Origin of the sequence: Polyangium sorediatum (genome assembly GCF_029946465.1) — a bacterium.
Lineage (GTDB): Bacteria > Myxococcota_A > Polyangia > Polyangiales > Polyangiaceae > Polyangium > Polyangium fumosum.
The window spans coordinates 234,946-258,506 of record NZ_JARZHI010000001.1 but is presented as its reverse complement, the minus strand read 5'-3'; the positions used below and the strand labels follow the sequence as shown (position 1 = coordinate 258,506).

Here is a 23,561-nt window from a genome sequence, read left to right as displayed (position 1 = left end):
TAACGGAACGACGACCCGCACAAGCACGGTCGCGTCGGAACGGAGTATCGAAACGAAAACCGGGCGATCTCAGGCGAGCCGCGATCCCGGCTTTTTCAGTTCGGCAGCTTGAAAATCGCGAAGAAGGCGGCGATGACCGCCGACACCGCGAGGATCATGGCCATCATAGCAGTCGGCCCGGCGTCCTGCACAGTTCCCCGCGCGAGCTTCTTCGCCCGGCCGCCGATCACGTGGTGGATCCCGATGATCACGAGCGCGAAGAGCAGCTTGCCGTGCATCCAGTGGTGCTCGACGAGGTAGTAGCGCGTGTCCATCAACAGGCGCGCCACGCCGGCCACGAACGAAAGCACGAACGCAGGCACGCTGAGCAGCCGGTAGATCCGCTCTCCCAGCGCGCCACGAACCTTCGGGTCGGTCCCGCCCGCCGTGAGAGCGAACGCGACCGCGAGGATCGAGCCGATCCAGACGAGGTTGCCCGACACGTGGAGCCACACGAGGGCGATCTGGGGTCCGTTCATCGTAAAAACGCGTTACCTCTTCGCCCGAGCGACGTCGACTTTTCTGCGCCCGAGGTCGCGAGAAACCACACGCGAAGGCCGGATTTCCGAGGCTTCGGCTCGACCGATCCAGGGCCGCGCTCTACATTCGGAGGCCCATGACCAGAAGCGCTGCCTATCGTGCCCCGTTCGCGCCGGGCGGAGACACCGAGATCGACGCCGACCTGTGCGGACGCCTCCTCGCCGTCGCCCTCTCCAAAGGCGGCGAGTACGCCGATCTGTTCTTCGAATACCGCGCCGGCGGCGGCTTCTCCTTCGACGAAGGCATCCTCAAGGCCGCCTCGCGCGGCGTGTCGATGGGCGTCGGCGTACGCGTGCAGCGCGGCGACGCGACGGGCTACGCCTACACCGAGGACCTCTCGTGGGAGTCGATGAAGCGCGCGGCCGAGACCGCGGCGCAGATCGCCACGAGCTCCGGCGGCACGACGCACGTGCTGCCGAGGTTCCGGCCGCTGCCGAACCGCTACGACGTGCCGCTCGTCTCGCTCGACGTGCCCGGCATGGAAAAACGCGCGCTGCTCGAACGAGCGAGCGCCGCGGCCCTCGCCGAAGGTCCGCACATCGTGAAGGCCGAGGCGAGTTTCTCCGAGGAGATCCGCGAGATCCTGCTGGCGACGAGCGACGGCGTGATGGCGCACGACGTGCAGCCGCTCTTCCGCTTCAGCGTGCGCGCGATCGCGGAGCGCGACGGCAAACGGCAGGAAGGATCGAGCAGCGGCGGCGGACGAACCACGCTCGCAGCTTACTTCGCCGATCTCTCGCCGGAGATGCACGCCCGAGAAGCCGCGCGGCAAGCGACGACGATGCTCGACGCCGAGGAAGCGCCGGCGGGCGAGATGAACGTGGTGCTCGGCCCCGGCGACAGCGGCATCCTCCTGCACGAGGCCGTGGGCCACGGGCTCGAAGCCGACTTCAACAGGAAGGGCACGTCGAACTACGCCGGCAAGGTCGGCGAGCCGGTCGCGAGCCCGCTCTGCACCGTCGTCGACGACGCGACGCTGCTCTCGTCGCGCGGCGCGATCAACGTCGACGACGAGGGCAACGAGCCGGGCAGGAGCGTGCTCATCGAGAACGGCACGCTCGCCGGGTACATGCACGACCGGCTCTCGGCCAAGCACTACAAGCTCGCGCCGACGGGCAACGGCCGGCGCGAGAGCTTCGGCGCCGCGCCCTTGCCGCGCATGACGAACACCATCCTGCTCGCGGGCCCACACGATCCGGAGGAGATCGTTCGCAGCGTCAAACGCGGCGTCTTCGCGAAGAAGTTCGGCGGCGGCCAGGTCGACATCTCGAACGGCGACTTCGTGTTCTCGTTGACCGAGAGCTACCTGATCGAAGACGGCAAGATCACGCGGCCCTTGAAGGGCGTGAACCTCATCGGCAACGGCCCCGACGTGCTCGGCAAGGTCACGATGCTCGGCACGGACCTCGCGATCTCCGACGGCATCTGGACCTGCGGCAAGGACGGCCAGAGCGTGCCCGTCGGCGTCGGATGCCCGACGATCAAGATCGACAAGATCACCGTGGGCGGCACCAAGATCGGCTGAAGTTTCAGCGCGGCAGGCGCACGCTTGCCGCGCCGCAGCATGAGCTTTATAGCGACGCCCGATGTCGCGCCGCTCGTCGTTCATCGTCATCGTCGGGCACGGCCCCGAGCTCGAACGCGAAGAGTGCGCGGCGAGCGTGCTGCGAGGCCTCGGCGCCACGGTGCGCACGCTCGATCTGTGGGACGAGCCCTCGCGGTGTTTCCAGCGCGAGGACGACGAGGCGCGGGCGATCCTCGTGGAGACGCCGGAGCGGCCGGATCTCGCGGTGGCGGCGCTCCGCGCGTTGCGGCGGGAGGCGCGGCTCACGGGCGTCCCGGCGATCGCGGCCGTGTCGGTGGCGCAGGTCGCGCGGATGGATCCCGCGAGCGGCTTCGACGATTTCGTCCTTTCGCCGTACGTGCCTGCGGAGCTTTACGCGCGTATCCGCAAGGGGGAGTGGCAAAAGAGCGAGTTTGCCACGGAGGAGCGCGTGAAGGTGGGCGCGCTCGTCGTCGATCGATCGGCGCACGAGGCGTGCATCGATGGCCGCAGCGTGCCGCTCACGGCGAAAGAGTTCGCGTTGCTCTCGTATCTCTGCGAGAAGCGCGGCAAGGTCGTGTCGCGCGAGGAGCTGCTCGTGAAGGTATGGGGGCCGCGGTACGAAGGCGGGCCCCGCACGGTGGACATCCACGTGCGGCGGCTGCGCTCGAAGCTCGGCGGCGCGCTGCCGCTCGTGACGCTGCGAGGCGCGGGCTACAAGCTCGAAGCGCCGGACACGCCGAGCCGGACCACGGTCGAGCCGCGGAGGGCGATGCTCGCATGAAGCGCCAGACGATCGCCGTAAGCGTGGGTTGTCCGAGCGGAATCGGTCCCGAGGTCGCGGTGCACGCGGCGGCAAACGCCGACGCCGAGGCGCGGTGCGTGCTCGTCGGGGATACGGAGACGTTGCGGCGCGCGGCGCACGACGGGAAGATCGCGGCGTCGAGGTTACGCGTCGTGGCGAGCGCGCAGGAGATCGAGGCCCTCGCGCTCGGCGAAATCGGCGTGTGGGGGCCGAGCACGCAGCTCGCCGCGCCCGCGCAGCCCGGCGCCCCGGATCGCAAGGCCGGCGCCGCGCAGCTCGCGTGGGTAAACGAGGCGCTCGCGCTCGTGCAAGACGGCACCGCCGCCGCGCTCGTGACCGGTCCGGTGTCGAAGCTCGCGATCGCGACGAGTGGTGCTCCGGGCGCAAAAGGTTTTTCGGGACATACGGAGCATCTCGCGGCGCGGCTCGGGGCGCGCGAGGTGGTGATGGCGTTTCGCGCGGCAAACATCACGACGGCGCTCGTCACGACGCACCTTCCGCTCGCGGAGGTCCCGGCGGCCGTGACGCCCGACGCGGTGGCGACGAGCTGTTACTGGCTCGTGCGGCTGCTCCGATCGCTCGGCATGGAGGCGCCGCGCGTGGCCGTCGCGGCGCTGAACCCACACGCGGGCGAGGGCGGGATGCTCGGGATCGAGGAGGAGACGAGCATCAAGCCGGGGATCGAGCGCGCGAACGAGCGGCTCGCCGCGGATGGGTTTTTCGCGCAGCTCTCGGGCCCGCTCGGCGCCGAGACTGCGTTCCGCAAGCAAGCGGCAGGGGCCTTCGACGGGGTCGTCGCGATGTACCACGACCAGGCGACGATCCCCTGCAAGCTCGTGGGGTTTGGCGAAGCGGTGAACGTGACGCTCGGCCTGCCCGTGATCCGCACGAGCGTCGATCACGGGACGGGGTACGACATCGCGGGCACGGGCAAGGCCGATCCACGCGGGATGGAGAGCGCCCTCGCGCTCGCGCTCACGCTCGCGAAGGTGCGCGGGCGCGCGTCGCTCATCGCGGGCGCGTCATGACGCGCGGAGCCGCTGCATGAGGTGATCGAGCTGGGGCATGTCGAGGCCCTGCTCGCGGCCGAGCTCGCGGATGCTCTCGCCCATGGCGAGGTGCTGCGCGTGGAGCTTCGGGCCGAAGTGGCGCTCGACGAAGCGCACGGTCTCGGGCGCGAGGCGGCGCGCGAGGGCCACGCCGGGCTTGATGGTGTACGGCCCGACGAACCGCGTGAGCACGTGCGCCCACGGCGCGACCTTGCCGAGCTTTTTCGCGAGGCCCTCGCACTCCTTGGCGGCCGCGACCGCGGTCTCGAAGAGGTCCTTGTCCTGGAGCACGCCGTCGATGCCGCGGCCCGCGTCGATCGACGCGATGAGCGGGAAAAATGAGACGGTGCTGGCCGCATTGAGCGAGGCGACGTCGCGCTCGAAGCGCGTGGGCAAACCACCGTTCGTGAGGCGACGCGCGAGGACCTCGAGCGCATCGCGGGACGTCGAGTGCGCGGGGCCCGAGGCGTCGTCGTCGAGGAGCGTCGAGGCGATGCCGGTCGACCAGTACCGAACGACGCCACGATCATCGACGTCGTCCACATACCCCGCGACGCCGGGCATGGCGCTGACGGCGCGCCGCCCGATCGCCTTCTCCAGCGCGGCGAGCTGCGGCGGCAGGACGGGCGTGAGCACGACGAGCGGCACGGCAGGGCCCGCGCGGAGGGCCTCGGCGAGCACGTCGTCCTGGTTCTGGCAAAGGTGGTCGAGCTGGTCGAACCGAACCGCGAGGAGGAGGAGCGTCGCGTCGGCGGGGATCTGCTCGATGCGGCGCGGCTGCTCGATGACGTCGCGGCGCTTCTCCCCGTTCACCTGCTCGACGACGAACGAGTACGTCTCGGCAAGGCGCGAGGGCCGAACGACGAACGAGACCTGAACGCCCGCCGCGGCGAGGCGTACGCCATAAATGCGCCCGAGCGCGCCCGCTCCGAACACGATCACGTGCATGGTGAGCCGTTACGTACCGCCGCGCGTGGCGCGTGGGAAGACGGTCAGAACAAGCGGCGCGAATCGACGAGGATCGTGACCGGTCCGTCGTTCTCGACGAAGACACGCATGTCCGCGCGGAAGCGACCGGTCTCGACGGGGACGCCGCTCTTGCGAGCGACCTCGACGAAACGATCGTAGAGCGCCTCGGCGCCGACGGGCTCCATTGCGCCGTCGAAGCTCGGGCGCAGGCCGCGGCGCACGTCGCCGAAGACGGTGAACTGGCTGATGACGAGCAAGCCCCCGCCGACGTCGGCGAGCGCGCGGGTCATCTTGCCGTTCTCGTCGGGAAAGACGCGGAGGCCGAGGACCTTGCTCGCGACGTAGTCGAGGTCGGCCTGCGCGTCGCCCTTCTCGGCGCCGACGAACGCGACGAGGCCCTGGCCGATGCGGCCCGTGACCTCGCCGTTCACTTCGACGCGGGCGGATAGGGCGCGCTGCACGACGGCGCGCATCGAACGATCAGCCGAGGCCGAGCTCGCGCGTAAGGCGGCTCGTGATCGCGAAGTACGTGCTGCGGTCGTAGGGCTTGTTCAGGATGTGGAAGTCCTTGCGAACGAGCCCGACGCAACCGAAGCAGTACGTGCACTCGGTGCAGTCGACGGAGCGAACCACGTACGAGCACTGCGTGCAGCGCTCGCACGCGACGCAGTGGTTGCAGCGCACGAGGTCGCGCGAGCTGCGGCAGTGCGTGCTGTCCGAGCAGCGCTGCGAGTCGACGCAGTAGTGGCAACGCGCGAGCGCCTTCGAGCTCTTGCAGAACGTGCAGTCGACGCAGCGCTCGCAGCTCACGCACTGCACGCAGCGCTCGTTTTCGGTGCGGGACTCGTGGGCCTGGAAGAGCTTGCGCAGCTCGGCCTCGAACTCGGCTTTGTTCATTGGGCGGACTGGTTCTGCGTATCGGGCCTGCCGCTCACTTGCCTGCGGAGCTGGGCGGCGGCATCGCGGGTGGACTCGTCCTCGGCGAACTCCTCGATGCGGCGCAGGCGCGACTCGAGCACGGCGCGGCGCTTCGGCAGCTCGCCGACGAGGAGCGAGGAGAGCGAGGAGAGCGCCTCACGCACGCGCGACTCGTCGCTGTGCTCGAGGAGCTTCAGGTGCACGTCCTGGTCGTCGGGGAAGGTGAAGCCGGCGCCGAGGAACTCGTTCGCGGCCTTCGTGATGTGCGGGCGCCCCTCGGCGACGAGGAGCTTCGACAGGAGCCGCTGGCGCTCCGTGGCGCGCGGATCACTCTGCGGAGGCGGCGCGAGCACGATGCGGCCCGGCTTCGGCGTCGAGTCGCGGCCGTTCTTGCCGTTCTTTCCGCTGCCTTCTGGCTCCGGCTCCCGGCGCGGCGCGAAGAGCGCCTCGAGCGCGGCGCGATGCTCCTTCGCGACGCGGCTGTCCTGGGGGGTCGTGCCGCTCCGGCTCGTGCTGCCGGCCTTCGGCGCCCGCGCAAACGGCGCGAGCTCGGGGTTGTGCCAGACTTTGGTCTCGTCTTTCCGCATCCGCCGCATAAATTCGTCCTTGCTGCCGCCGGAGGGGGAGAGCTTCGCAGGGCTCGCGGTTCTTGGTCCCGGGACTCGTGAGCCCGGAGGCAACGTTCATGCTCGACGTCCGCGCCTCGTGGCGTGCTCGTGCTTCGCTGGCAGTCGCTCGCTCACGCGCGGGCCCGCCGTGCGGCGTTGCCCTTCTCTGGTTCTCCAAGAACGCTCGTCTGCTTCGAGCCGACCTTTCCCCCGGTGCGGGCCAACTGCGCGGGCGCCTCGATTGGACTCTGCCCGCCGCCGTCCGAGCGACGGGACGTGCCATGAACGAGGGCGACGTCCGCGCCATCGAGGCGCGCGTGGCGCCGCGATGGGTGCCCCACCTCTACCACAGGCACCCGTGGAAGCCTCAGAAAATTAGGCCCGCGCACCTACCCCATGACACAACGCGAGACACCGGCGTACCCAGCGTCCCGCGCATGGACGGATGGGCGTCGGTGGAGAGCACGACACATGGTCAGCGGTCGTTACGGTCGGATCAGGCGTAGGGTTGCGTCCACGCTCGCGGCGGTGTTGACGCTCGCGGCGCCCTTCGCCTTCGGCGAGGCGTTCGCGGAAGAGGCGGCGCCGAAGGCGGCGGAGCCCGCGAAGGCGCAGGCGCCCGCGAAGACGGAGAAGGCGCCCGAGGAGCCCCAAAAAACCGCCGCTGCGCCGAAGAAACGCAAGAACCGACGCAAGGCCCCGCCGAAGCGCATGGTGCAGGCCGAGCCGAAGACGGCCGAGGTCGCGAACAAGGCGGCGTCGACGAAGGCCAAGCCCGAGGCGGCCACGAAGCCCGCCACGCACGAGAAGGGCGCGACCACGACCGCCGGCACGAAGGCCGCGAGCGCGAAGAAGTCCGAGGGCGCGACCACGACGGCCAGCACGAAGGCCGCGAGCGCGAAGAAGTCCGAGGGCGCGACCACGACGGCCAGCACGAAGACCACGAGCGCGAAGAAGTCCGAGGGCGCGGCGGGCGTTTCGCGCACGAAAAAGGCATCGACGCGGACGCCGAGCAAGAAGCGCAAAGGCACGAAAAAAGCCGAAGCCGAGACGGACCGCCCACCCTGCTTCGCGCCGGCGGTGTCGATCGATCGGAACGGCCTCGAAGGCGAGACGTTCTCGCTCGTCGACTGCAAGGGCAAGGTGCTCGACGACGCGCGCGAGAAGCTCAGCGTGCTCGCGCGGCCCTGGGGCACGCCGCGGCCAGAGCTTCCGAAGGCGAAAAAGCCCGACCCGCGCGCGGCGAAGCAGGAAAAACCAGCCGCGGCCAAGGGCAAGGGAGGCAAGGAGAAGGCGCCAGAGCCGGCGGTCGCGTCCCACGAGATCGCGCCGAACGTGCGGCTGCTCGATCCAGGGCTCCTGTCGCGGGTCGAGGCGATCGCGAAGCATTTCCCGGGCAAGGGGATCTCGCTCGTGAGCGGCTACCGCCCGAAGAGCCGGGGCAGCTTGCACCAGAGCGCGCGCGCGCTCGACCTGCGCGTCGCGGGCGTATCGAACGAGGAGGTCGTCGCGTTCTGCAAGACGATCGCGGACACGGGCTGCGGCTACTACCCGAACAGCTCGTTCGTCCACGTGGACGTGCGCACGCCGGGGACGGGCTCGGTGACCTGGATCGACGCGTCGGGGCCGGGAGAAGCGCCGCGCTACGTGAGCCAGTGGCCGCCGCCGCCAGAGCCCGCGGATGCGCCGGCAACGTCGCCCGTCGCCGCGGTGGACGAGGCGATGGAGCAGCAGGGCAAGGAGCAGCCCGCGGCGAAGGAGCCGCAACCCGCGGCGAAGGAGCCGCAACCCGCGGCGAAGGAGCCGCAACCCGCGGCGCAGGCCCCGAAGGATCCCCCCGCGGCGCAGGCCCCTACGAATCCGACGGCGCAGCCGCCGGCGGAAAAGGACGAGGAGCCGAAGGAAGCCGACCCGAAGGATCCTGTGCCTCCCCCGAAGAAGACGCAGCCGACCCCGCCCCCCGCGGCTCCGTCACCGACGACGCGATAACACCCCGCCGCAGCCGTCCCAAGAAGCGACCGCGCAAGCGCGACGCCCACCCCGGCGCCCGCGCTTCAAGGTGTGCCCGTCGGAGCCGTCGGAACGGGCGCCTCGGACGGGAACCGAATCTGCGCCAGCACGGCGAGTTTGTCCGGCGCGGCGATGGGTTTTCCACCGAGCGCGCCTCCGACGCACGTCGCCTCCACGCCCTTCGTCGCGACCTTACCGATCGCCCCCTGCTCGACGCGGAACGAGACGCTCACGATCTCGCCGCGTTGCCCGGCCTGCACGATCTCTGGGCAAAGCTCGACCGCCGCGTGCAAGGCCGCGCCGAGCGCCGGGACGAGCGGCGCGATGTCGGTCCCTTTGGAGATGGCGACGGCGATTTCATAGTCCGGGACCCCGCGCTTCGTCGCCATCCGAAGCCCGACCGGCTCTCCATACTCGATCACAGGCGGAGGCGGTTCCGAGCGGCAGGCGGACGCCAAAACCCCAAGCACCACGAGCCCCACCCACGACATTCGATGTTTCATGCGAGGAGACGGTCAGGGTGTCTCGCCGTCGACGGCGCAGTTGGGCCCACCGCCAGGGGAAACCTGAGGGTCTTCTTCATCGCTCTCCTCCTCTCGTGAGATGCACCCGCAACGCATCCGCGGCTCGGGCGGATCCGCACATATCACAGACCCTGGGCGTTCAGGCCGAGCGATGTTCGAGGGCGGCGCCGGCCGGAGCGGCGAGGACGTCGGCGAAGGCGCGCTCGAACTCGTCGATCAACGGGTGCGGCGGCAAGCGCACGATGCGCTCGCGCAGCGCGCGGAAGCCGGCGATCTGCGTATCTCGGCCGCGGCGGAACATGGGCCAGGGGTCGCCGTGGGTCGCCGCGCAGACGACGATCGATTGGAAGTTGTCGATCTTGTCCGCAATGGTGATGGCCTGGGCGTCCCAGGGGTTGTTCATGAATTGCTCGAGGTAGCGCTGTTTGCGCTCCTCCCAGGCGAAGGTCTTCGCGGGCTCGGTCACGGCGAGCACGAGCTCGGCGACGCGGCGCCCGAACAGACGCGCGATGTCCTCGGCTGTCGCGCCGGTGTCCTCGATGGCGTCGTGCAGCGCGCCTGCTGCGATGACTTCGTCGTCGAAGCCATGCTTGGCGAGGAGGACGGCGACGCCAGCCAGGTGGCTCACGTACGGCACGTCGACGCCGGGGTACTTGCGTTTCTGTCCTCGATGCCAAACCGCCGCCTGATCGAGCGCGCGCTTGAGGAGGGGCGTCATGCCTGGAATCTAGTGTCCCCGAGGCGCCGCGGCGAGCGCCGAGCGCGCGCCGCGACACTTCACGCCGCAGTCAAGCCGGCGCGCCTGCTTCGGACCGCCTCGACCTCAGTACATGTGCGGGGTCTGCTGCGCCGCGGTGACGCACCCGCGCAGAATCCCCCACACGAACATGGACAGAATGGAAAACCCAAGCATTTTCGCGCCACTGGGCTCGCCTTTGATGACCCGGACGAGCCCGACGATGGCCGCGGGACATGAGCAAAGGACGATGAGGGCCCAATCCGCCCCGCTGAGTTCTGCGTTCTGGCTCCACGCGTTCTCGAATCTCTGCGGAGGCGCCTCTTTCGGGGGCTCGTAGGGGTTCGGCGTATCGTCACGCATGATCGAACCACTCCACCAGCGCGTAAGTGAGCCGTCAAGCCCTGCTCACAGATACACCTCGGACGAAGTTCCATCACATCCCATTGCAAACGCGTCACAAAAAGCCCGAACGCACGTGGGGTTTGTCTGGTTGAATCACCGTCTGCGAGGCTTCCACGCGCGCAAGAGGGTTCAAACCCGCAAGAGCAAAGCCACGCAGGGCTCCCCCGTCGCCCGCCCGATCGCCGTCGCATAAAGCGAAACCTGCCGCCGATACACGGGCCCCGCGCGGTCGATCGCGCGGTCGGTCTTGAAATCCACCACGGTCCATCCGTTCGGCTCGCGAAACGCGAGGTCGACGATGCCCTCGATCAGCGTACCATCCTCGGCCATCAGGCTGAGCGGCGTCTCCCGTCGGCATTCGCCGCGCGCCTCGGCCGCGCGCGCCCTCTCGATCACCGGATGAGCGAGCGCGAGGACGACCGCGCGCACCGCCGCCGCCTCCTCGATCTCCGTCGCGCCGAAGAGCCGCGCCGCGAGCGCCGCCGCCTCCTCCACGACATCCCGGTCGGCTGAGAGCGGGACCTGCGCGAGCACCGCATGCACGAGCTCGCCGAAGCGAGCCCCCCCGGGCCGGCCCGCTTCCCGGCCGACATCGAAGATCGGCACGTCGAGCGCAGGCGCTTCGTTCGACGTCTCGGCCCGCTCCGTGACCGTCTGCACCTTGTACAGCGGACGCGCGCCGCGCTCGCGATCGGCCGCGCGCTCCCGGACCCAGCGTCGGTACGTCTCCAGATCCTCTTCCACGCGGCCGACGGGCGCGTCCTTGCGCAGCATGTCCTCGCGGCGCACGCCGAACGCAGGCTCACGCGCGAGGTCGAGGCGCGTCACGTCCCACCACACGACGTCATGACCGCCGGACAAACGATATCCGCCCGGACAAACCGTCGCCGACCCGCGTGAAATCCCCGACGGCCGTGACAGGACCGTATCGTCGCCGAACGGCGGGCAGCCGGGCGCCGCGTCGACGGACGGCATCGCGCCGGAGGGAGGCGCGATCGCCGCGTGGATCGGGCCGATCCACGATTGCTCGGGGAACTGCGGGGCGTCGCCCACGGCCGGCACGATGACGAGGTCCCGCGCGCGCGTCGCGGCCACATACACGAGCCGCGTGCCTTCGGCCTCGTCGCGCCGCATTTCGAGCGCCTCGTGCTCCACGAGGTCCCAGGGCGCGATGCTGCCGAGGCGGAGCGCGCAGAGCGAACGCGAGGCGTCGACGTAGCGGCTCACCGCTTGTGCGCCGAGGCGCGCGGTCACGTCGGCGAGCACCACGACGGGGAATTCGAGGCCCTTGGCTCGATGTGCCGTCATGATCCGCACGCCGTCGCCGCCCTCTTCGAGGATTGGCGCCTCGGGCGCGCGGCCGCGCTCGGCGTCCTCTTCGAGTTGCTCGACGAACGCGCGGAACGACGTGCCACCGGAGGCCTCGTAAGCGCGCCCGAGCTCGGCGACGTGCAGCACGTTGGCGAGCGCGCGTTCGCCCGAGGGACGCAGGGCAAACCCCACGCAGGCGCGTGTCGCGTCGCAGAGCTCGGTGACCGTGGTCTCGATCGGCCGCGCGTTTCGCCCTTCGGAGAGCCGCGCGAGGAGCGAGAGCGCGGCGGCGATCGGCGCGAGGTGCGGGGGCAGCGGGGCCTCGGGGATTCGTTGGGGGTGCAACTTTCCGTAGGTGAACCGGTATTCGAGCAGCGCCTCGTCGCCGACGGCGAAGAGCGAACCGCGCAGCGTCGCGAAGACGGCGAGCTCGTCCTCGGGGCGCTCGATCGCGCGCAGCGCCGCGAGCATGGTCTCGACCTCCTCGCGGGCGTAAAACGACTTTCCGCCGACGAGCACGTGCGGGATGCCGCGCGCTTCGAGGGCCTCGACGTAGGCGCGTGTGACGTCCTCGCCGTGGCTCTCGAAGCGGCGGAAAACCAGACAAACGTGCCTCGGCGCCACGGGGACGAACTCGCCGGGCTGATCGCGCTCGGTCACCTTCCAGTTGCTCTCGTGCAGGAGCCAATCGAGGTACGCGCCCACCGCAGCCGGCACACTCTCCTCGACGGCGGCCGAGGTGAGCCGCTGCTTGCCGTACGGCTCGGGAACGGGCACGCACACGATCGACGGCTGCTCTGCGATCGCCTTGCGCGCGGGCCGGAGCGGCACGTACCGCGCGGAGAGCGCCTCGCGATCGCCCACCATCACGGGCGCGAAGGCGACGTTCACGAGCTTTTGGATCCCGGGGACTGATCGGAAGCTCGTGCTGAGCTCCACGAAGAGCGCGCCGCGCCGGACGAGCAGCTCCTTGACCTCCTCGTACACGGAAAGATCGGCCCGACGAAACCGGTAGATCGCCTGCTTCGGATCCCCGACGAGGAAGAGCTTTCCGGGCACGGGCCGCACGTCGCGATAGGCGCGGACGCTCGGATCGTCGGCCGCGAGCAGCATGAGGATCTCGGCCTGGAGCGGGTCCGTGTCCTGGAACTCGTCGACGAAGATGCAGCGATACCGCTCCTGGAACGCGCGGCGCACCTCGCCCTGATCACGCACGAGGTCGCGCGTGCAGACGAGCAGATCCTCGAAGTCGAGCGCGCCCACCTCGGCCTTGCGCGCCTGGTACGTCGCGACGAGCGCGCCGAGCTCTTCCTGCAAGAGCGCCGCGAGATCCCCGTCGGCCGCGCGCTGGAACCGTTCGAGCGAGGCCACGAGCGCCGCGTGCGCCGCGAGCAAATCGGCCCGCGTCGTGTGCGCTCCGTAGCGGGATCCCGCGCCGCGCCGCGGTCGCATGAAGTCGCGTTGCCGCGCGAGGGCGCAAAGCTCGGCCTCGATCTCGTCGCGATCCCAGCGGTGCTCGCCCTCGGCGCGCAGGCGCATGACGAGCGCGCGTGCCGGCTCGGTGTCGCGGTGCAGCGGATCGTTTCCGTGGAGCGCGCCCTCGCTCGCCTCGGCGAAGGCCGACATCTCCGCGAGGATCGCGTCGACGGCGTGGTCCCGCTCGAACGGAGGCCGCTGCCAGCGCGCGGTGAAATGTCGCCAGGCGATGAGCTCTTGTCCGGCGCGGCGCAGCCTCTCGATCGGCCCGGGGCCGTGCTCGCGCCGCCGCAGGAGCCGTCGAACACCTTCGGGCGGACGACCGAGGATCTGTTCGAGCCACCGATGGAACGCCTCGCCGTACCGCCGATCCGCCTCGGCCTCGGTCACCACGCGGAACGCCGGATCGACGCCCGCCTCCACGGGGCGCTCGCGCAGGAGATCCGCGCAAAACCCGTGGATCGTGCTGATCCGCGCTTCTTCCAGATGCGCGAGCGATCGCTCCAAGTTCGCGCGTTGCGCCTCGTCCGGGGCGAGCCTCCGCGCGCGCTCGATCCCGCTGCGCAGCCGGAGCTTGAGCTCGCCGGCTGCTTTTTCCGTGAACGTGACCGCGACGATCTCCTCGATCTCCGCGCGCCCCTCCGCGAGCACGGCGACCATGCGGAGCACGAGCTCGGTCGTCTTGCCCGTGCCGGCCGCGGCCTCGACGATCATCGTGCTCCCGAGCGCGCCGCGGATGAGCGCACGCGCCTCCGCGTCGGCGAGCCCCTCGCCTTGCAGCGCCTCGAACGCGAGCGTGCCTTCGGTCACGGCTCACCTCGGAGCAGACGAAGTCGCGTGAACAACGCGCCGCCGTCGAGCGAGTCCTCGTCCTTGCGCGCCGCGCGCCTCTCCTCGTGGGGCCCACATACGAGCCTGTAGCCGCACGTCTCACACGCGCCCGGCCTCGGTGCGGGCGGGAAAAACCCCTTGTCGATTGCCTCGTCGACGAGGGAGAGCACGCGGACGGCCTTCGCGCGCGCCGACTCGTCGAGCTCGATCACGTGCTCGACATACCCACCGCGCGCCGTACAGAACGACAAACTCGCGTCCGCCACCGGCTCCTTCCACACCGCCTCGTACGCGAGACCGTAGAGCACCGGCTGCAGCACTTCGCCGCCGTCGATCACGAGCCCCGGCCGCGCGAAGTTCGCCCCCGTCTTCACGTCGGTCACACGCGCATGCCCTGTCGCCGCATGCCGCTCGACCACGTCGATCGCGCCGTGCAGCAGGTACTGCCCCTCGATCAACGCGGCCTCGACCACGCTGCGTGGATCCTCGTGCTCGTGCGGCGGCAGCCCGAACGCGAGGTCGTACCGCACCGGCCAGACGAGCCAGCTCTGCTCGGCCACGCGCGCGAGCCACGCATGAAGCTCCACCCGCGCGCGCTCGATCTCGTCGCGGAACACGCTCTCCACCGGCGGCAGCGTACGCTCCTCGTGCTCGCGCGCCGCCGCGTCGAGCCGCTCATCGAGCACGGCCTCGGCCCGCGACAAACCATCCGGGCCGAACGGCAGCGCCCCTTCTCGCTCCAGCTTTGCGAGCGTCTCGGCTTGCACGCGGTGGAAGAGCACGCCGCGCGAGATCGGATCGAGCCTATCGGGCGAACCGCGCCGCTCGCGCGCCGGCAGCCGGTGGATCGCCGCCAGCAAGAATCGATACGGGCACGCCGCGAACTTCTCGAGCGCCGTCACTGCATACGGCCGCACGCGCAGCCGGCTCGCCGCGAGCACCGCCGCCGTCGCCGCGGTCTTGCGCACGATGCCGTCATGATGCGTCACGGGTTTGTCCCAGCGCGCCGACCGTGTACGCAACGATCGCGCGAGGTGCGGATTCAAATCCAGCAAGTACTGCGCGCGCCCTGCCGCCTCGGCCTCCTCGCCTCCGTGCAAGAGCCGCCCCAGCATCGCGAGGTCATGCTCGGCGTCGTCGATCGCGTCCTCGGGCTCGGCGGGCGCGGGCCACGCGAGCCGCGCGCCCGACGCGCTCGCCGCGTCTCGCTCCAGCGCGTCGTGATCGGGCAACGTCCCCGTCGTCGCGCGTCGCACGTCGAGCCCGTAAAACGAAGGCACCCGCGGCCGTCCCGCCGCCACCTCGACGCGCGGATACGAGAGATGCACCCGCTCTCGCGCAGCCCCCACGGACAAACGCAGAAGCAACCGCTCATTGCGGCTCCGATCTGCCTGCGTCCGCAACGCCTTCGAGATCGCGCGCCGGTCTCCGTCGAGCAGGATCGGATCCTCGCGCGGCGCCTCCGGGAACAGCCGCTCGGCAAGCCCGGGGACGAACACCACCGCGAACGATCGACCTCGCGCGAGCTCCGGCGTCCCCACGAACACCGCGCCGTATCGTCTCCCCGACGGCGGCGTCACGCGGGACCCGAGCCGGCCTTCGAGCACGCGCCGAACTTCGTCGAACGACACCGCCGGCAGCTCCGCCATCGGCGCGAGCTCGAACAGCGCGGAGAGCACGTCCTCCGGCTCTTCCAGCGCCATCCGCGCGAGCTTGCCGAGCTCCTCGATCCACACGCCCCAGCTCCCGTGCTCGGGCAACGATGCGAGCGTATCGACGAGCGGAAGCGCGAACCGCGTGAGCTCGGAGAGCGCCTCGATCTCGCGCTCCACCGTCTCGATCCGCGGCGAGCTCGGATCCCGCCGCCGGAGCAACGCAAGCTCCCGTTCGAAGGCCTTTCCGAGGGCCGCGAGCCGCTCGGCCCAGCGCTCCTTGCGCCCGACGATCGAGGCCTTCGTGAGCAGACGCTCCCACCCGATCGGCGCGGACCGCACAGGCACACGCGCGCCCTCGCTCGCCTGCTCGCGACGCATCCGTTTCGCCGTCGGCTCGCCTTCGAGCAGCGCGCCGAAAAGATCGGCCCGCGGCATCAACGGCCGCGGCGCTGCCTCTGCCGCGACGTTCTCCTTCGGCATCGGCGCGAGCGACAGGTACTCGGCGAACCGCCGTGGTGAGAGATCTTCGGCGCGACAGGCGAGCAGCGCGAGGAACGCGCGCCCCGAGGGATCCGGCCGCGCGGCGCCGATCGCAAAATGCGCGGGAATCTTCGCGCGGCGCAGCGCGCTCTCGAGCAGCGCCGCGTACGTGTCGGGCGCGCGCAGGAACACCGCGATGTCGTCGAACGGCACCCCGCGCCGCGCCTCCGCGAGGATCCGACGCGTGATCTCCACGCACTCGCGCCCCTCGCCCGGCGCCGAGAAAAACGACACGTCCTCGCCCGCCTCCGCGGCCGGCAGCTCCGCGGCGGCGAACAGGTATTGATGCAGCCGCGAGAGCGACGAATGCGACCGCTCGCTCCGATCCGTCACGACCTCCGAAGCGAGCGCTGCGAGCGCCTCCACCGCGCGATCATCCCCCGTCGGCGCCGTCGCGAACGTGACCTCCGCCGCGGCGACGAGCTCCGCGACGAACCGCTCTTCGAGCCGCGACGCGATCGGCACGTCGAGGAGCACGAGCCGCGCCCTTCGTATCTCGCTCGCCTCGCGCAGGGCCACCGTCGCCGCCGCGAGCACCTCCGCGCGATCGGCGATCCGCGCTCGCTCTCGCTGCTCGTCGTAGCGACGCGCGAGCTCCCGCAGATCCCGGCTCCTCGGATCGTCCCCTCGGATCTCTGCGGGCCCGACGCCCTCCACCCGCAGCTCGCTGAGCGTCGCCGCGAGCGTGCTCGCGAAGCTCGGCGTCCGCGCGACCGGCGCGAAATATCCCAGCGCGCCCGCTTCGAGCGCGCTCGCCACGGCGCGCGCCACCACCGCCTCCACGCCGAGCGGCGTGGCCGGCGCGAGCCTCCGCCGCGCAAGCTCCGGCGCTGCGAGGCGCGCCGCGAGTTGCCCGAGCGTCAGCCGATGCAGCCCGAAGATCGCGCCTCGCGACGAACCCACCCGCGCCGCGAGATCGAGCGCTGCCCCGCGGGACGGCCCCACCAGGAGCGCGACCGCGTCGGCGTTCCCCTCCCCGAGGAAAACCTCCGCGGCCCGGAGCCGCTCCTCGCTTCGGGGGGACACGAGCAGACGCAGCACGTGCCCGTCATGCCCGGGGTCGGCCGCGTTGTCGAGCGTTCCCTTGCATGTCGAGCCCGAGCGCCTGCCCGCTCGCTCCTACCGCCGCATTCCTTTGACCTCGATCACGCATTCCTCCGCGCCACGCTCGTCCATCCGCACCTCCGTTCCCAGGAAGGTCCGGATCACCTCGACTTGCGTCCGCGTGTGCCCCGACGGCGCGAACGTGCGAAAGGCCCCGCCCTCGCCGAGCGCCATCGGCAAGAGCAGTTGATCGGCGAGGTGCTCGCCGACGGGCACGCCTGCGGCGAGATATCGCTTCACCTCCTTCGCGAGCTTCTCTGCCACGGCCTCCGCGCGCACTCCGCGCTCGCCGAACGACGTGAAGATCTCCGTCACGTGCTCGCTCTCCACGTCGGCCACGAGCGCGTTGCCCGGTCCTGGGCTGTTCTTCACGACCTCGGGCCGCGCGCACGCGCGATCCCACGGCACCTCCGCGAGGAACGTATCGACCTCGCGCAGCCCGACCGTGCCTGAGATCTGCGACACGAGCGCGCGGAGCTGCGTCCTTCGCACCTCGCCTCGATCGAGCAGCGCGAGAGCCGCGAGCCGCGGGCAGCCCTCCACGGTCACCTCCACGCGGCCCCCGCCGGCCGGGTAAAACCCGTACGACACGATCCGCGCCGAGATGCTCGCGCCCATGCGACGCACGATCGGCAAGAACGCGCGCTCCACGAAATCGTAGGGCGGCGCCATCGGGTTGTGCGTCCCGCCCTCGAACACGAGCGACGAGCTGCCGGTCGTCGCGAGCAGCGCCGGCAGCACCGTCTGCAGCACGAGCGTCGCGCTCCCCGCGCTCCCGATCGCGAACCGATACGACCCGTGCTTCACGGCGCCCGGCCTGAACACGAGTTCGCGCGAACCGATCACGTCGCCTTCGAGCGCCGCGCCGCTCACCTCCGCGGCCGCGCGCACGGCCGCGAGGTGCTGACGCATGAGCCCCGGCTTCGACCGCCTCGCGCGGATCGAGTGCACCCGGAACGCCTGACCCGTCACCATCGACAAGGCCAGGGAGGAGCGCAGGATCTGCCCTCCGCCCTCGCCCGTTGCTCCATCCAGCGTCAGCATCGCCTCACCCCTTCACGCACACCACTTGCCGCAGCGTGCGCACGACCTCGACGAGGTCGCGCTGCGCTTGCATCACATCGTCGATCGACTTGTACGCGCCGGGCGTCTCGTCGATCACGTCCTCGTCCTTGCGGCACTCGATCCCGGCCGTCATGCGCGCGTGGTCCTCGAGCGAGAACGCCCGCTTCGCCGCCGAGCGCGACATCTTCCGACCCGCGCCGTGGCTGCACGAGCAGAACGACTCCTGGTTCCCAAGCCCGCGCACGATAAAGCTCTTCGCGCCCATGCTGCCGGGGATGATCCCGAGCTCGCCCTCGCCCGCGCGCACCGCGCCCTTGCGCGTCACCCACACGTCCTTGCCGTAGTGGTGCTCCTTCGACACGTAGTTGTGGTGGCAGTTCACCGCCTCGTTCATCAGCTCGAACGGCGGCAGAAGCCCCGACGTTCGCACCGCCATGATCGTCGCCTCCATCATCAGCGCGCGGTTCGTCCGCGCGAACTCCTGCGCCCAGGCGAGCGCGCGCCAGTACGCGCCAAACGTCTCGCTCCCATCCGGGATGTAGGCGAGGTCCGCGTCCGGCAAGTTGATGAACCACCGCTTCATGTCCTTCTTCGCGAGGTCGATGAAGTGGCTCCCGATGCGGTTTCCCACGCCGCGCGAACCCGAGTGCAGCATGAACCACACGTGGTCGCGCTCATCGAGGCAGACCTCGATGAAATGGTTCCCCGTCCCGAGCGTCCCGAGGTGCCCGAACGACGTCCCGCGCCCGATCGACGGGTTCTCCTTCACGATCGCCTCGTAGCCCGGCGCGAGCTCGGCCCACGCCTTCTGCACGCGCGCGGGCGCCTCGCCCCACGCGCCGCGGTCGCCGGGCCCGCCGTTGTTCGTCCGACCGTGCGGCACGGCCGCCTCGATCACGCTGCGGATCCCCTTCAGATCGTCAGGCAACTGCGACGCCGTCAGCGACGTCTCGACGGCGATCATCCCGCAGCCGATGTCCACGCCCACCGCCGCGGGGATGATCGCGCCGCGCGTCGCGATCACGCTCCCGACCGTCGCTCCCTTCCCGGCGTGCACGTCGGGCATCACGGCGACCCACTTGTGGAGGAACGGCAGGCTCGCCAGGCGCCGCACCTGCGTCTCCGCCTCGCTCTCGAACGGCACGCCGCGCGTCCAGGCCTTGATGGGCACGCCGTCGGTCTCGAACGTCAGGTGGGTCGTCGTCTCCTTCATGGTCGCCTAGCCTTTCACGTCACGGGTGGACGCGGACCGGAAGAGCACGCCGCGTGCCTGGCTCCCGGGGCCTTTTTCGCGTCCGCGCATAGACACCTGGATAAAGTCCGATACAGGGGACGAAGAACGTGCTATTCCGTCGTCGATCTTACCATGTCCTCTCGACCCCTCGTCGTGTTCGGCATCCTCGGCACCTCGCTCGACGCGGGCAAAGGCCCGGCGCGCTGGGAGAAGTGGCGGCCCACGGTCTCGCTTTGCCAGCACGAGGACCTGCTCGTGAGCCGCCTCGTCTTGCTCGCGGAGCCCAGATTCGGCGATCTCGCCACGCAGATCGAAGAGGACGTCCGCCACGCCTCGCCCGACACGATCGTCGAGCGAATCGCGGTCACCTGGAAGGACGCCTGGGATTTCGAGGAGGTTTATGCCGGCCTCCACGACATCGCGCGCGCCTATCCGTGGAAACCCGAGCGCGAGGATTATCTTATCCACCTCACGACGGGCACCCACGTCGCGCAGATCTGCCTCTTCCTCCTGACCGAGGCCCGCTATTTCCCCGGCCGCGTCATCCAGACCTCGCCGCCCCGCAAGGAGACCCGCGGCGGACCGGGCGCGTACACGATCGTCGACCTCGACCTCTCCCGCTATGACCGCATTGCTTCGCGCTTCTCCCGCGAGCGCCACGAGGGCCAAAGCTTCCTCAAGGCGGGCATCGACACCAAGAATGCCTCGTTCAATCGCCTGATCGAGCGCGTCGAGGAGGTCGCCAAAGCCTCGCGCGCCCCGATGCTCCTCATGGGCCCCACGGGCGCCGGCAAGAGCCAGCTCGCCGCACGCATTTACGAACTCAAGAAAGCGCGACGCCAGATCCAGGGCGAGTTTGTCCCGGTCAACTGCGCCACGCTCCGCGGCGACGCGGCCATGGCCACGCTCTTCGGCCATAAAAAGGGCGCGTACACCGGCGCCGTCGCCGATCGCCCGGGCCTCTTGCGCAAGGCCGATGGCGGACTCCTCTTCCTCGACGAGATCGGCGAGCTCGGCCTCGACGAGCAAGCCATGCTCCTCCGCGCGATCGAGCAAAAGGCGTTTTATCCGGTCGGCGCGGACCAGGAGGTCAAGAGTGATTTCCTCCTCATCGCCGGCACGAACCGCGACCTCGGGGCACGGGCGGCGCGCGGCGATTTTCGCGAGGACCTATACGCCCGTATCAACCTCTGGACCTTCCGCCTCCCGGCCCTGCGCGAGCGCCCCGAGGACATCGAGCCGAACCTCGATTACGAACTCGAGCTTGCCTCGCGCCTCCTCGGCGTCAACGTCACCATGAACCGCGCCGCGCGCGAGGCGTTCCTCGATTTTGCCGCCTCCCCGCGCGCCCTCTGGAGCGGCAATTTTCGCGACCTCAACGCCTGCGTCACCCGCATGGCCACGCTCGCGCACGGCGGCCGCATCACGAAGGAAAATGTCGCCGAGGAGATCGAACGATTGGAACTCGCCTGGGCGAGCGGACGCATTCACCTGCAACATGGCAGTTCCGCCGGCGGCGGCGAAATCCTCGCCGAGGTCCTCGGCGCCGAGGCCTCCACAAAGCTCGATCGATTCGACCGCGCCCAGCTCGAAGAGGTCTTGCGGGTCTGCCGCGCCTCGCGCACCCTCAGCGAGGCCGGCCGCACGCTCTTCGCCGAATCGCGCAAGGAGCGCACCACGGTCAACGACGCCGATCGATTACGCAAATACCTCGCCCGCTTCGGCCTCGACTGGCAAACCGCGAGCGGACGCTCCACCTGATTCGGACCGAGGCCCCCCATGCCGCTCGTCTCCCAGGACCTCGGTTTTTCCAGTCAGAACCCGCTCGCCCTCGTGGCCCTCTTCGCCGTGGGCTTCGTGGCCTCGTCGATCAACGCTGTCGCCGGCGGCGGATCCCTCCTCTCCTTCCCGCTCCTCGTCGCATTCGGCGTCCCTCCGCTCGCCGCGAATGCCACGAACGCGGTCGCCCTCTGGCCCGGCTCGCTCGCGAGCGCGTATGGCTTTCGCGACCAGCTCGCGCGCACGAAGCCCCATTTGCGATACCTCACGCTCCCGACGATCACCGGCGCGCTCCTCGGCGCGTGGCTGCTCACGCACACGCCCGAGCGCCTCTTCGATTTCGTCGTCCCGCTCCTCGTCCTCCTCGCCACGCTCCTCCTCGCCTTCCAGGCGCGGATCCGCAAGGCCGCCCTCGGCCAAAAGGCGCGCGTCCCCGTGGCGCTCGGGATCTTCTTGCAATTCCTGGTCAGCGTCTACGGCGGATACTTCGGGGCCGGGATGGGCATCGTCATGCTCGCCGTCTTTGGCCTCTTCATCGAGGGGACACTGCACGAGCTCAATGCCATGAAGGCCTGGCTCGGCGTGGCGATCAACCTCGTCGCCTCGATGTTTTTCCTCCGCGAGGGCCTGCTCTGGCTCGTCCCCGGATTCTCCGTCATGGCCGGCGCCATCGTAGGTGGCTATTTCTCGGCGCGCCTCTCGCAACGCATCGACCCCAACAAACTACGCCGAGCGATCGTGGTGCTGGGCTTTGCCATGACGGCCTGGTTTTTCCGGGCCGCCTTCTTCCGTTGATCAGGGCGCCTCGGCGGGCCTCCGATGACCACCTGCCCGGGCGCATTGCACTTCATTGCAAGGCTCGCACGAGCGCCGCGGCCCGCACTCGCACGTCTTCGTTCGGATCGTCCTCCGCCATCGGCTCGGCGATCCCTGCGAATTCGCGCCAACGCGCCTGCTCCATCGCGTAAATCGCTGCTCGCCGCACGCCTGCGTCGCGGTGATTCGCGAGATCCCCGAAGCAGCCGAAGAGCTCCGCGTCGAACGTGGGCCCCGCCGTCACCGCGAGTTTGTACGCCGCCCAGATTCCCTCGGCCTCGGTCCGCGCTTCGCTGCAAAGCGTGAGGATCTCGGCGCGCTCGTACACCGGGAGGCTCCGCCGGATGACCTCGATCGTGTGCTCGCTCCGCGGCCCTTCCACGTCGAACCACTTGAGCCCGAGCCGATGATCGTCCACGTATCGGATGCGGCAGTCGCTCGCGGGTGTGGCCCACTCGTAGACGAGCGGCTGATGGTCGAGCGGCTCGATCCGGTTCCACAGGAACCAGTTTCCCGCGGCGAACTGCCGGACCGTCTCCGTTTGTACTCCGTCCTTGAGCAGAAGCCGCCTCGCCTGCATCAGAATCGCCTCCGAGCGCCGATGGTACAGGTCACGCCCAGGACGTCAATCCCGTCGCCGGAAGATGACGAGGTGCGGCAATCGTCTTGCTCCTTGCGCGCCCGCAATCCGCCTTGACGCCCGGCCCCTCTCGCTGTGCAATCGTTGTCCTCTCCATGCACCGGCCCGAATCCATCCTGCCTGCCTCTGCCACCGTGCCCGGTGCCGGATCGATCGTCGTCGAGCGTGTCGCCTCCGCGTCCACGGTCCTCACCGCGCGCGCGTCCGCGCCGCTCAAGCTCCTCGTCCCGCGCCCGCGCGGCGCATCCGCGTGGGTGTATGCGGCGACCTTCGGCGGCGGCTTGCTCGCGGGCGACTCCATCGATCTCGAGGTCCGCGTCGGCCACGGCGCGTCGGCGCTCTGCGCCACGCAGGCGTCCACGAAGGTCTACAAGAGCGAACACGGGAAGTTGGCCTGCCAAACCTTGTCGGCGACGGTCGGCGAGGGCGCCCTTTTTGCGCTGCTCCCGGATCCAGTTTGTCCTTTTGCCGGCGCCGTCTATCAGCAGCGCCAGCGCGTCGAGCTCGCGCCCGGCGCCTCCCTCGTCCTCGTCGATGGCCTCGTCTCGGGCCGCGCGGCGCGCGGGGAGCGGTATGCCTTCACCTCGTACCGGACCGTCACCGAGGTCGTCCAGGAGAACCGCCTCCTCGTGCTCGATGCGCTCACGCTCGAAAATACCGCCGAATCCACCATTGCCGAACGTATGGGGCGGTTCGATGCGTTCGCGACGGCCGTCCTCGTCGGCCCTCGGATCGAGACGGCCGCGGCCGCCCTCGTCGAATCCCTCGCGCGCCAGCCCCTCCGCTCGCCGGATCACGCACGAAACCCGCTGCTCGCGACCGCCAGCCCCCTCCCCGGAGGCGCCGTGCTGCGCGTGGCGGGCGAGGAGCCGGAAGCCGTCGCGGCCTTTCTCCGCACCTCCCTTGCCTTCCTCGCCCCGCTCCTCGGCGACGACCCCTGGGCAAGAAAATGGTAGCGCCCGAA

General features: G+C 69.9%; 20 protein-coding genes. 7 read left to right on the top strand and 13 right to left on the bottom strand.

Going from position 1 to position 23,561, the window contains the following annotated elements; all coding sequences use genetic code 11:
* Positions 1 to 95 precede the first annotated feature (95 nt).
* Positions 96 to 518 carry a CopD family protein gene (locus QHF89_RS01070; RefSeq protein ID WP_136930445.1) on the bottom strand — a complete coding sequence of 141 codons (423 nt, stop codon included), beginning with the start codon at positions 516 to 518 and terminating at the stop codon, positions 96 to 98.
* 137 nt (positions 519 to 655) lie between these two features.
* On the opposite strand from QHF89_RS01070, the gene QHF89_RS01065 reads away from it, so the two are divergent.
* From QHF89_RS01065 to pdxA, 3 genes are all read left to right on the top strand, one after another.
* Positions 656 to 2,104: a TldD/PmbA family protein gene (locus QHF89_RS01065; protein WP_136965225.1), complete on the top strand. Its 1,449-nt coding sequence runs from the start codon at positions 656 to 658 to the stop codon at positions 2,102 to 2,104.
* A 61-nt stretch (positions 2,105 to 2,165) separates the two neighbouring features.
* The gene (locus QHF89_RS01060) at positions 2,166 to 2,906 is read left to right on the top strand and encodes a winged helix-turn-helix transcriptional regulator (protein WP_284719885.1); all 741 of its coding nucleotides are present in this window, start codon (positions 2,166 to 2,168) and stop codon (positions 2,904 to 2,906) included.
* Positions 2,903 to 3,955 (top strand): 4-hydroxythreonine-4-phosphate dehydrogenase PdxA, encoded by a 1,053-nt coding sequence (gene pdxA / locus QHF89_RS01055; protein WP_284719884.1) that lies wholly within the window; start codon positions 2,903 to 2,905, stop codon positions 3,953 to 3,955. The genes QHF89_RS01060 and pdxA overlap by 4 nt, the downstream gene beginning before the upstream one ends.
* On the opposite strand, the gene QHF89_RS01050 is transcribed toward pdxA, so the two are convergent.
* The 4 genes from QHF89_RS01050 to QHF89_RS01035 are packed head-to-tail and all read right to left on the bottom strand — an operon-like array spanning position 3,950 to position 6,450.
* Positions 3,950 to 4,924: a ketopantoate reductase family protein gene (locus tag QHF89_RS01050; RefSeq protein WP_136965222.1), complete on the bottom strand. Its 975-nt coding sequence runs from the start codon at positions 4,922 to 4,924 to the stop codon at positions 3,950 to 3,952. The two genes, pdxA and QHF89_RS01050, sit on opposite strands and share 6 nt — an antisense overlap.
* 44 nt (positions 4,925 to 4,968) lie before the next feature.
* A complete protein-coding gene (gene dtd / locus QHF89_RS01045) occupies positions 4,969 to 5,418 on the bottom strand; it encodes a D-aminoacyl-tRNA deacylase (RefSeq protein WP_136965221.1) in 450 nt (149 codons plus the stop codon).
* 7 nt (positions 5,419 to 5,425) lie between these two features.
* Positions 5,426 to 5,842 (bottom strand): hypothetical protein, encoded by a 417-nt coding sequence (locus QHF89_RS01040; RefSeq protein ID WP_136930451.1) that lies wholly within the window; start codon positions 5,840 to 5,842, stop codon positions 5,426 to 5,428.
* The gene (locus QHF89_RS01035) at positions 5,839 to 6,450 is read right to left on the bottom strand and encodes a hypothetical protein (RefSeq protein WP_136930452.1); all 612 of its coding nucleotides are present in this window, start codon (positions 6,448 to 6,450) and stop codon (positions 5,839 to 5,841) included. The genes QHF89_RS01040 and QHF89_RS01035 overlap by 4 nt, the downstream gene beginning before the upstream one ends.
* 492 nt (positions 6,451 to 6,942) lie before the next feature.
* Here QHF89_RS01035 and QHF89_RS01030 point away from each other — a divergent pair, with 492 nt between their 5' ends.
* Positions 6,943 to 8,460 carry a D-Ala-D-Ala carboxypeptidase family metallohydrolase gene (locus QHF89_RS01030; RefSeq protein WP_136965220.1) on the top strand — a complete coding sequence of 506 codons (1,518 nt, stop codon included), beginning with the start codon at positions 6,943 to 6,945 and terminating at the stop codon, positions 8,458 to 8,460.
* 65 nt (positions 8,461 to 8,525) lie between these two features.
* On the opposite strand, the gene QHF89_RS01025 is transcribed toward QHF89_RS01030, so the two are convergent.
* The 7 genes from QHF89_RS01025 to QHF89_RS00995 all read right to left on the bottom strand — a co-directional run bounded on the left by QHF89_RS01025 (position 8,526) and on the right by QHF89_RS00995 (position 19,341).
* Complete coding sequence (locus QHF89_RS01025; protein ID WP_136965219.1) at positions 8,526 to 8,984, bottom strand: hypothetical protein; 459 nt, start codon at positions 8,982 to 8,984, stop codon at positions 8,526 to 8,528.
* A 160-nt stretch (positions 8,985 to 9,144) separates the two neighbouring features.
* The gene (locus tag QHF89_RS01020; protein ID WP_136965218.1) at positions 9,145 to 9,723 is read right to left on the bottom strand and encodes an HD domain-containing protein; all 579 of its coding nucleotides are present in this window, start codon (positions 9,721 to 9,723) and stop codon (positions 9,145 to 9,147) included.
* A 105-nt stretch (positions 9,724 to 9,828) separates the two neighbouring features.
* Entirely contained in the window at positions 9,829 to 10,104 is a 276-nt protein-coding gene (locus QHF89_RS01015) for a hypothetical protein (RefSeq protein WP_136965217.1), read from the bottom strand.
* Between the two features lie 171 nt (positions 10,105 to 10,275).
* Entirely contained in the window at positions 10,276 to 13,743 is a 3,468-nt protein-coding gene (locus QHF89_RS01010) for a UvrD-helicase domain-containing protein (protein WP_284719882.1), read from the bottom strand.
* Positions 13,740 to 16,985 (bottom strand): PD-(D/E)XK nuclease family protein, encoded by a 3,246-nt coding sequence (locus QHF89_RS01005; protein ID WP_136965216.1) that lies wholly within the window; start codon positions 16,983 to 16,985, stop codon positions 13,740 to 13,742. Before QHF89_RS01005 ends, QHF89_RS01010 begins: the two co-directional genes overlap by 4 nt.
* A 93-nt stretch (positions 16,986 to 17,078) precedes the next feature.
* Complete coding sequence (rtcA, locus tag QHF89_RS01000) at positions 17,079 to 18,107, bottom strand: RNA 3'-terminal phosphate cyclase (protein ID WP_136965215.1); 1,029 nt, start codon at positions 18,105 to 18,107, stop codon at positions 17,079 to 17,081.
* 4 nt (positions 18,108 to 18,111) lie between these two features.
* Entirely contained in the window at positions 18,112 to 19,341 is a 1,230-nt protein-coding gene (locus tag QHF89_RS00995) for an RtcB family protein (protein ID WP_136965214.1), read from the bottom strand.
* 153 nt (positions 19,342 to 19,494) lie between these two features.
* Between QHF89_RS00995 and rtcR the strand changes: the two genes are divergently transcribed.
* Positions 19,495 to 21,123 (top strand): RNA repair transcriptional activator RtcR, encoded by a 1,629-nt coding sequence (rtcR, locus tag QHF89_RS00990; RefSeq protein WP_136965213.1) that lies wholly within the window; start codon positions 19,495 to 19,497, stop codon positions 21,121 to 21,123.
* An 18-nt stretch (positions 21,124 to 21,141) separates the two neighbouring features.
* Positions 21,142 to 21,936 carry a sulfite exporter TauE/SafE family protein gene (locus QHF89_RS00985; RefSeq protein WP_136965212.1) on the top strand — a complete coding sequence of 265 codons (795 nt, stop codon included), beginning with the start codon at positions 21,142 to 21,144 and terminating at the stop codon, positions 21,934 to 21,936.
* A 52-nt stretch (positions 21,937 to 21,988) separates the two neighbouring features.
* Here QHF89_RS00985 and QHF89_RS00980 read toward each other — a convergent pair whose 3' ends face one another.
* Positions 21,989 to 22,537: a hypothetical protein gene (locus QHF89_RS00980; RefSeq protein ID WP_136965211.1), complete on the bottom strand. Its 549-nt coding sequence runs from the start codon at positions 22,535 to 22,537 to the stop codon at positions 21,989 to 21,991.
* Between the two features lie 155 nt (positions 22,538 to 22,692).
* On the opposite strand from QHF89_RS00980, the gene QHF89_RS00975 reads away from it, so the two are divergent.
* On the top strand, positions 22,693 to 23,553 hold the full coding sequence (locus tag QHF89_RS00975) for an urease accessory protein UreD (RefSeq protein ID WP_136965210.1): 861 nt from the start codon (positions 22,693 to 22,695) through the stop codon (positions 23,551 to 23,553).
* The last annotated feature ends 8 nt before the right edge of the window (positions 23,554 to 23,561 follow it).

Bases quoted from the DNA above. Each gene is read 5' to 3' on its own strand.
- QHF89_RS01070 (WP_136930445.1), bottom strand. From the start codon at position 518: ATGAACGGACCCCAGATCGCCCTCGTGTGGCTCCACGTGTCGGGCAAC.
- QHF89_RS01065 (WP_136965225.1), top strand. From the start codon at position 656: ATGACCAGAAGCGCTGCCTATCGTGCCCCGTTCGCGCCGGGCGGAGAC.
- QHF89_RS01060 (WP_284719885.1), top strand. From the start codon at position 2,166: ATGTCGCGCCGCTCGTCGTTCATCGTCATCGTCGGGCACGGCCCCGAG.
- pdxA (WP_284719884.1), top strand. From the start codon at position 2,903: ATGAAGCGCCAGACGATCGCCGTAAGCGTGGGTTGTCCGAGCGGAATC.
- QHF89_RS01050 (WP_136965222.1), bottom strand. From the start codon at position 4,924: ATGCACGTGATCGTGTTCGGAGCGGGCGCGCTCGGGCGCATTTATGGC.
- dtd (WP_136965221.1), bottom strand. From the start codon at position 5,418: ATGCGCGCCGTCGTGCAGCGCGCCCTATCCGCCCGCGTCGAAGTGAAC.
- QHF89_RS01040 (WP_136930451.1), bottom strand. From the start codon at position 5,842: ATGAACAAAGCCGAGTTCGAGGCCGAGCTGCGCAAGCTCTTCCAGGCC.
- QHF89_RS01035 (WP_136930452.1), bottom strand. From the start codon at position 6,450: ATGCGGAAAGACGAGACCAAAGTCTGGCACAACCCCGAGCTCGCGCCG.
- QHF89_RS01030 (WP_136965220.1), top strand. From the start codon at position 6,943: ATGGTCAGCGGTCGTTACGGTCGGATCAGGCGTAGGGTTGCGTCCACG.
- QHF89_RS01025 (WP_136965219.1), bottom strand. From the start codon at position 8,984: ATGAAACATCGAATGTCGTGGGTGGGGCTCGTGGTGCTTGGGGTTTTG.
- QHF89_RS01020 (WP_136965218.1), bottom strand. From the start codon at position 9,723: ATGACGCCCCTCCTCAAGCGCGCGCTCGATCAGGCGGCGGTTTGGCAT.
- QHF89_RS01015 (WP_136965217.1), bottom strand. From the start codon at position 10,104: ATGCGTGACGATACGCCGAACCCCTACGAGCCCCCGAAAGAGGCGCCT.
- rtcA (WP_136965215.1), bottom strand. From the start codon at position 18,107: ATGCTGACGCTGGATGGAGCAACGGGCGAGGGCGGAGGGCAGATCCTG.
- QHF89_RS00995 (WP_136965214.1), bottom strand. From the start codon at position 19,341: ATGAAGGAGACGACGACCCACCTGACGTTCGAGACCGACGGCGTGCCC.
- rtcR (WP_136965213.1), top strand. From the start codon at position 19,495: ATGTCCTCTCGACCCCTCGTCGTGTTCGGCATCCTCGGCACCTCGCTC.
- QHF89_RS00985 (WP_136965212.1), top strand. From the start codon at position 21,142: ATGCCGCTCGTCTCCCAGGACCTCGGTTTTTCCAGTCAGAACCCGCTC.
- QHF89_RS00980 (WP_136965211.1), bottom strand. From the start codon at position 22,537: ATGCAGGCGAGGCGGCTTCTGCTCAAGGACGGAGTACAAACGGAGACG.
- QHF89_RS00975 (WP_136965210.1), top strand. From the start codon at position 22,693: ATGCACCGGCCCGAATCCATCCTGCCTGCCTCTGCCACCGTGCCCGGT.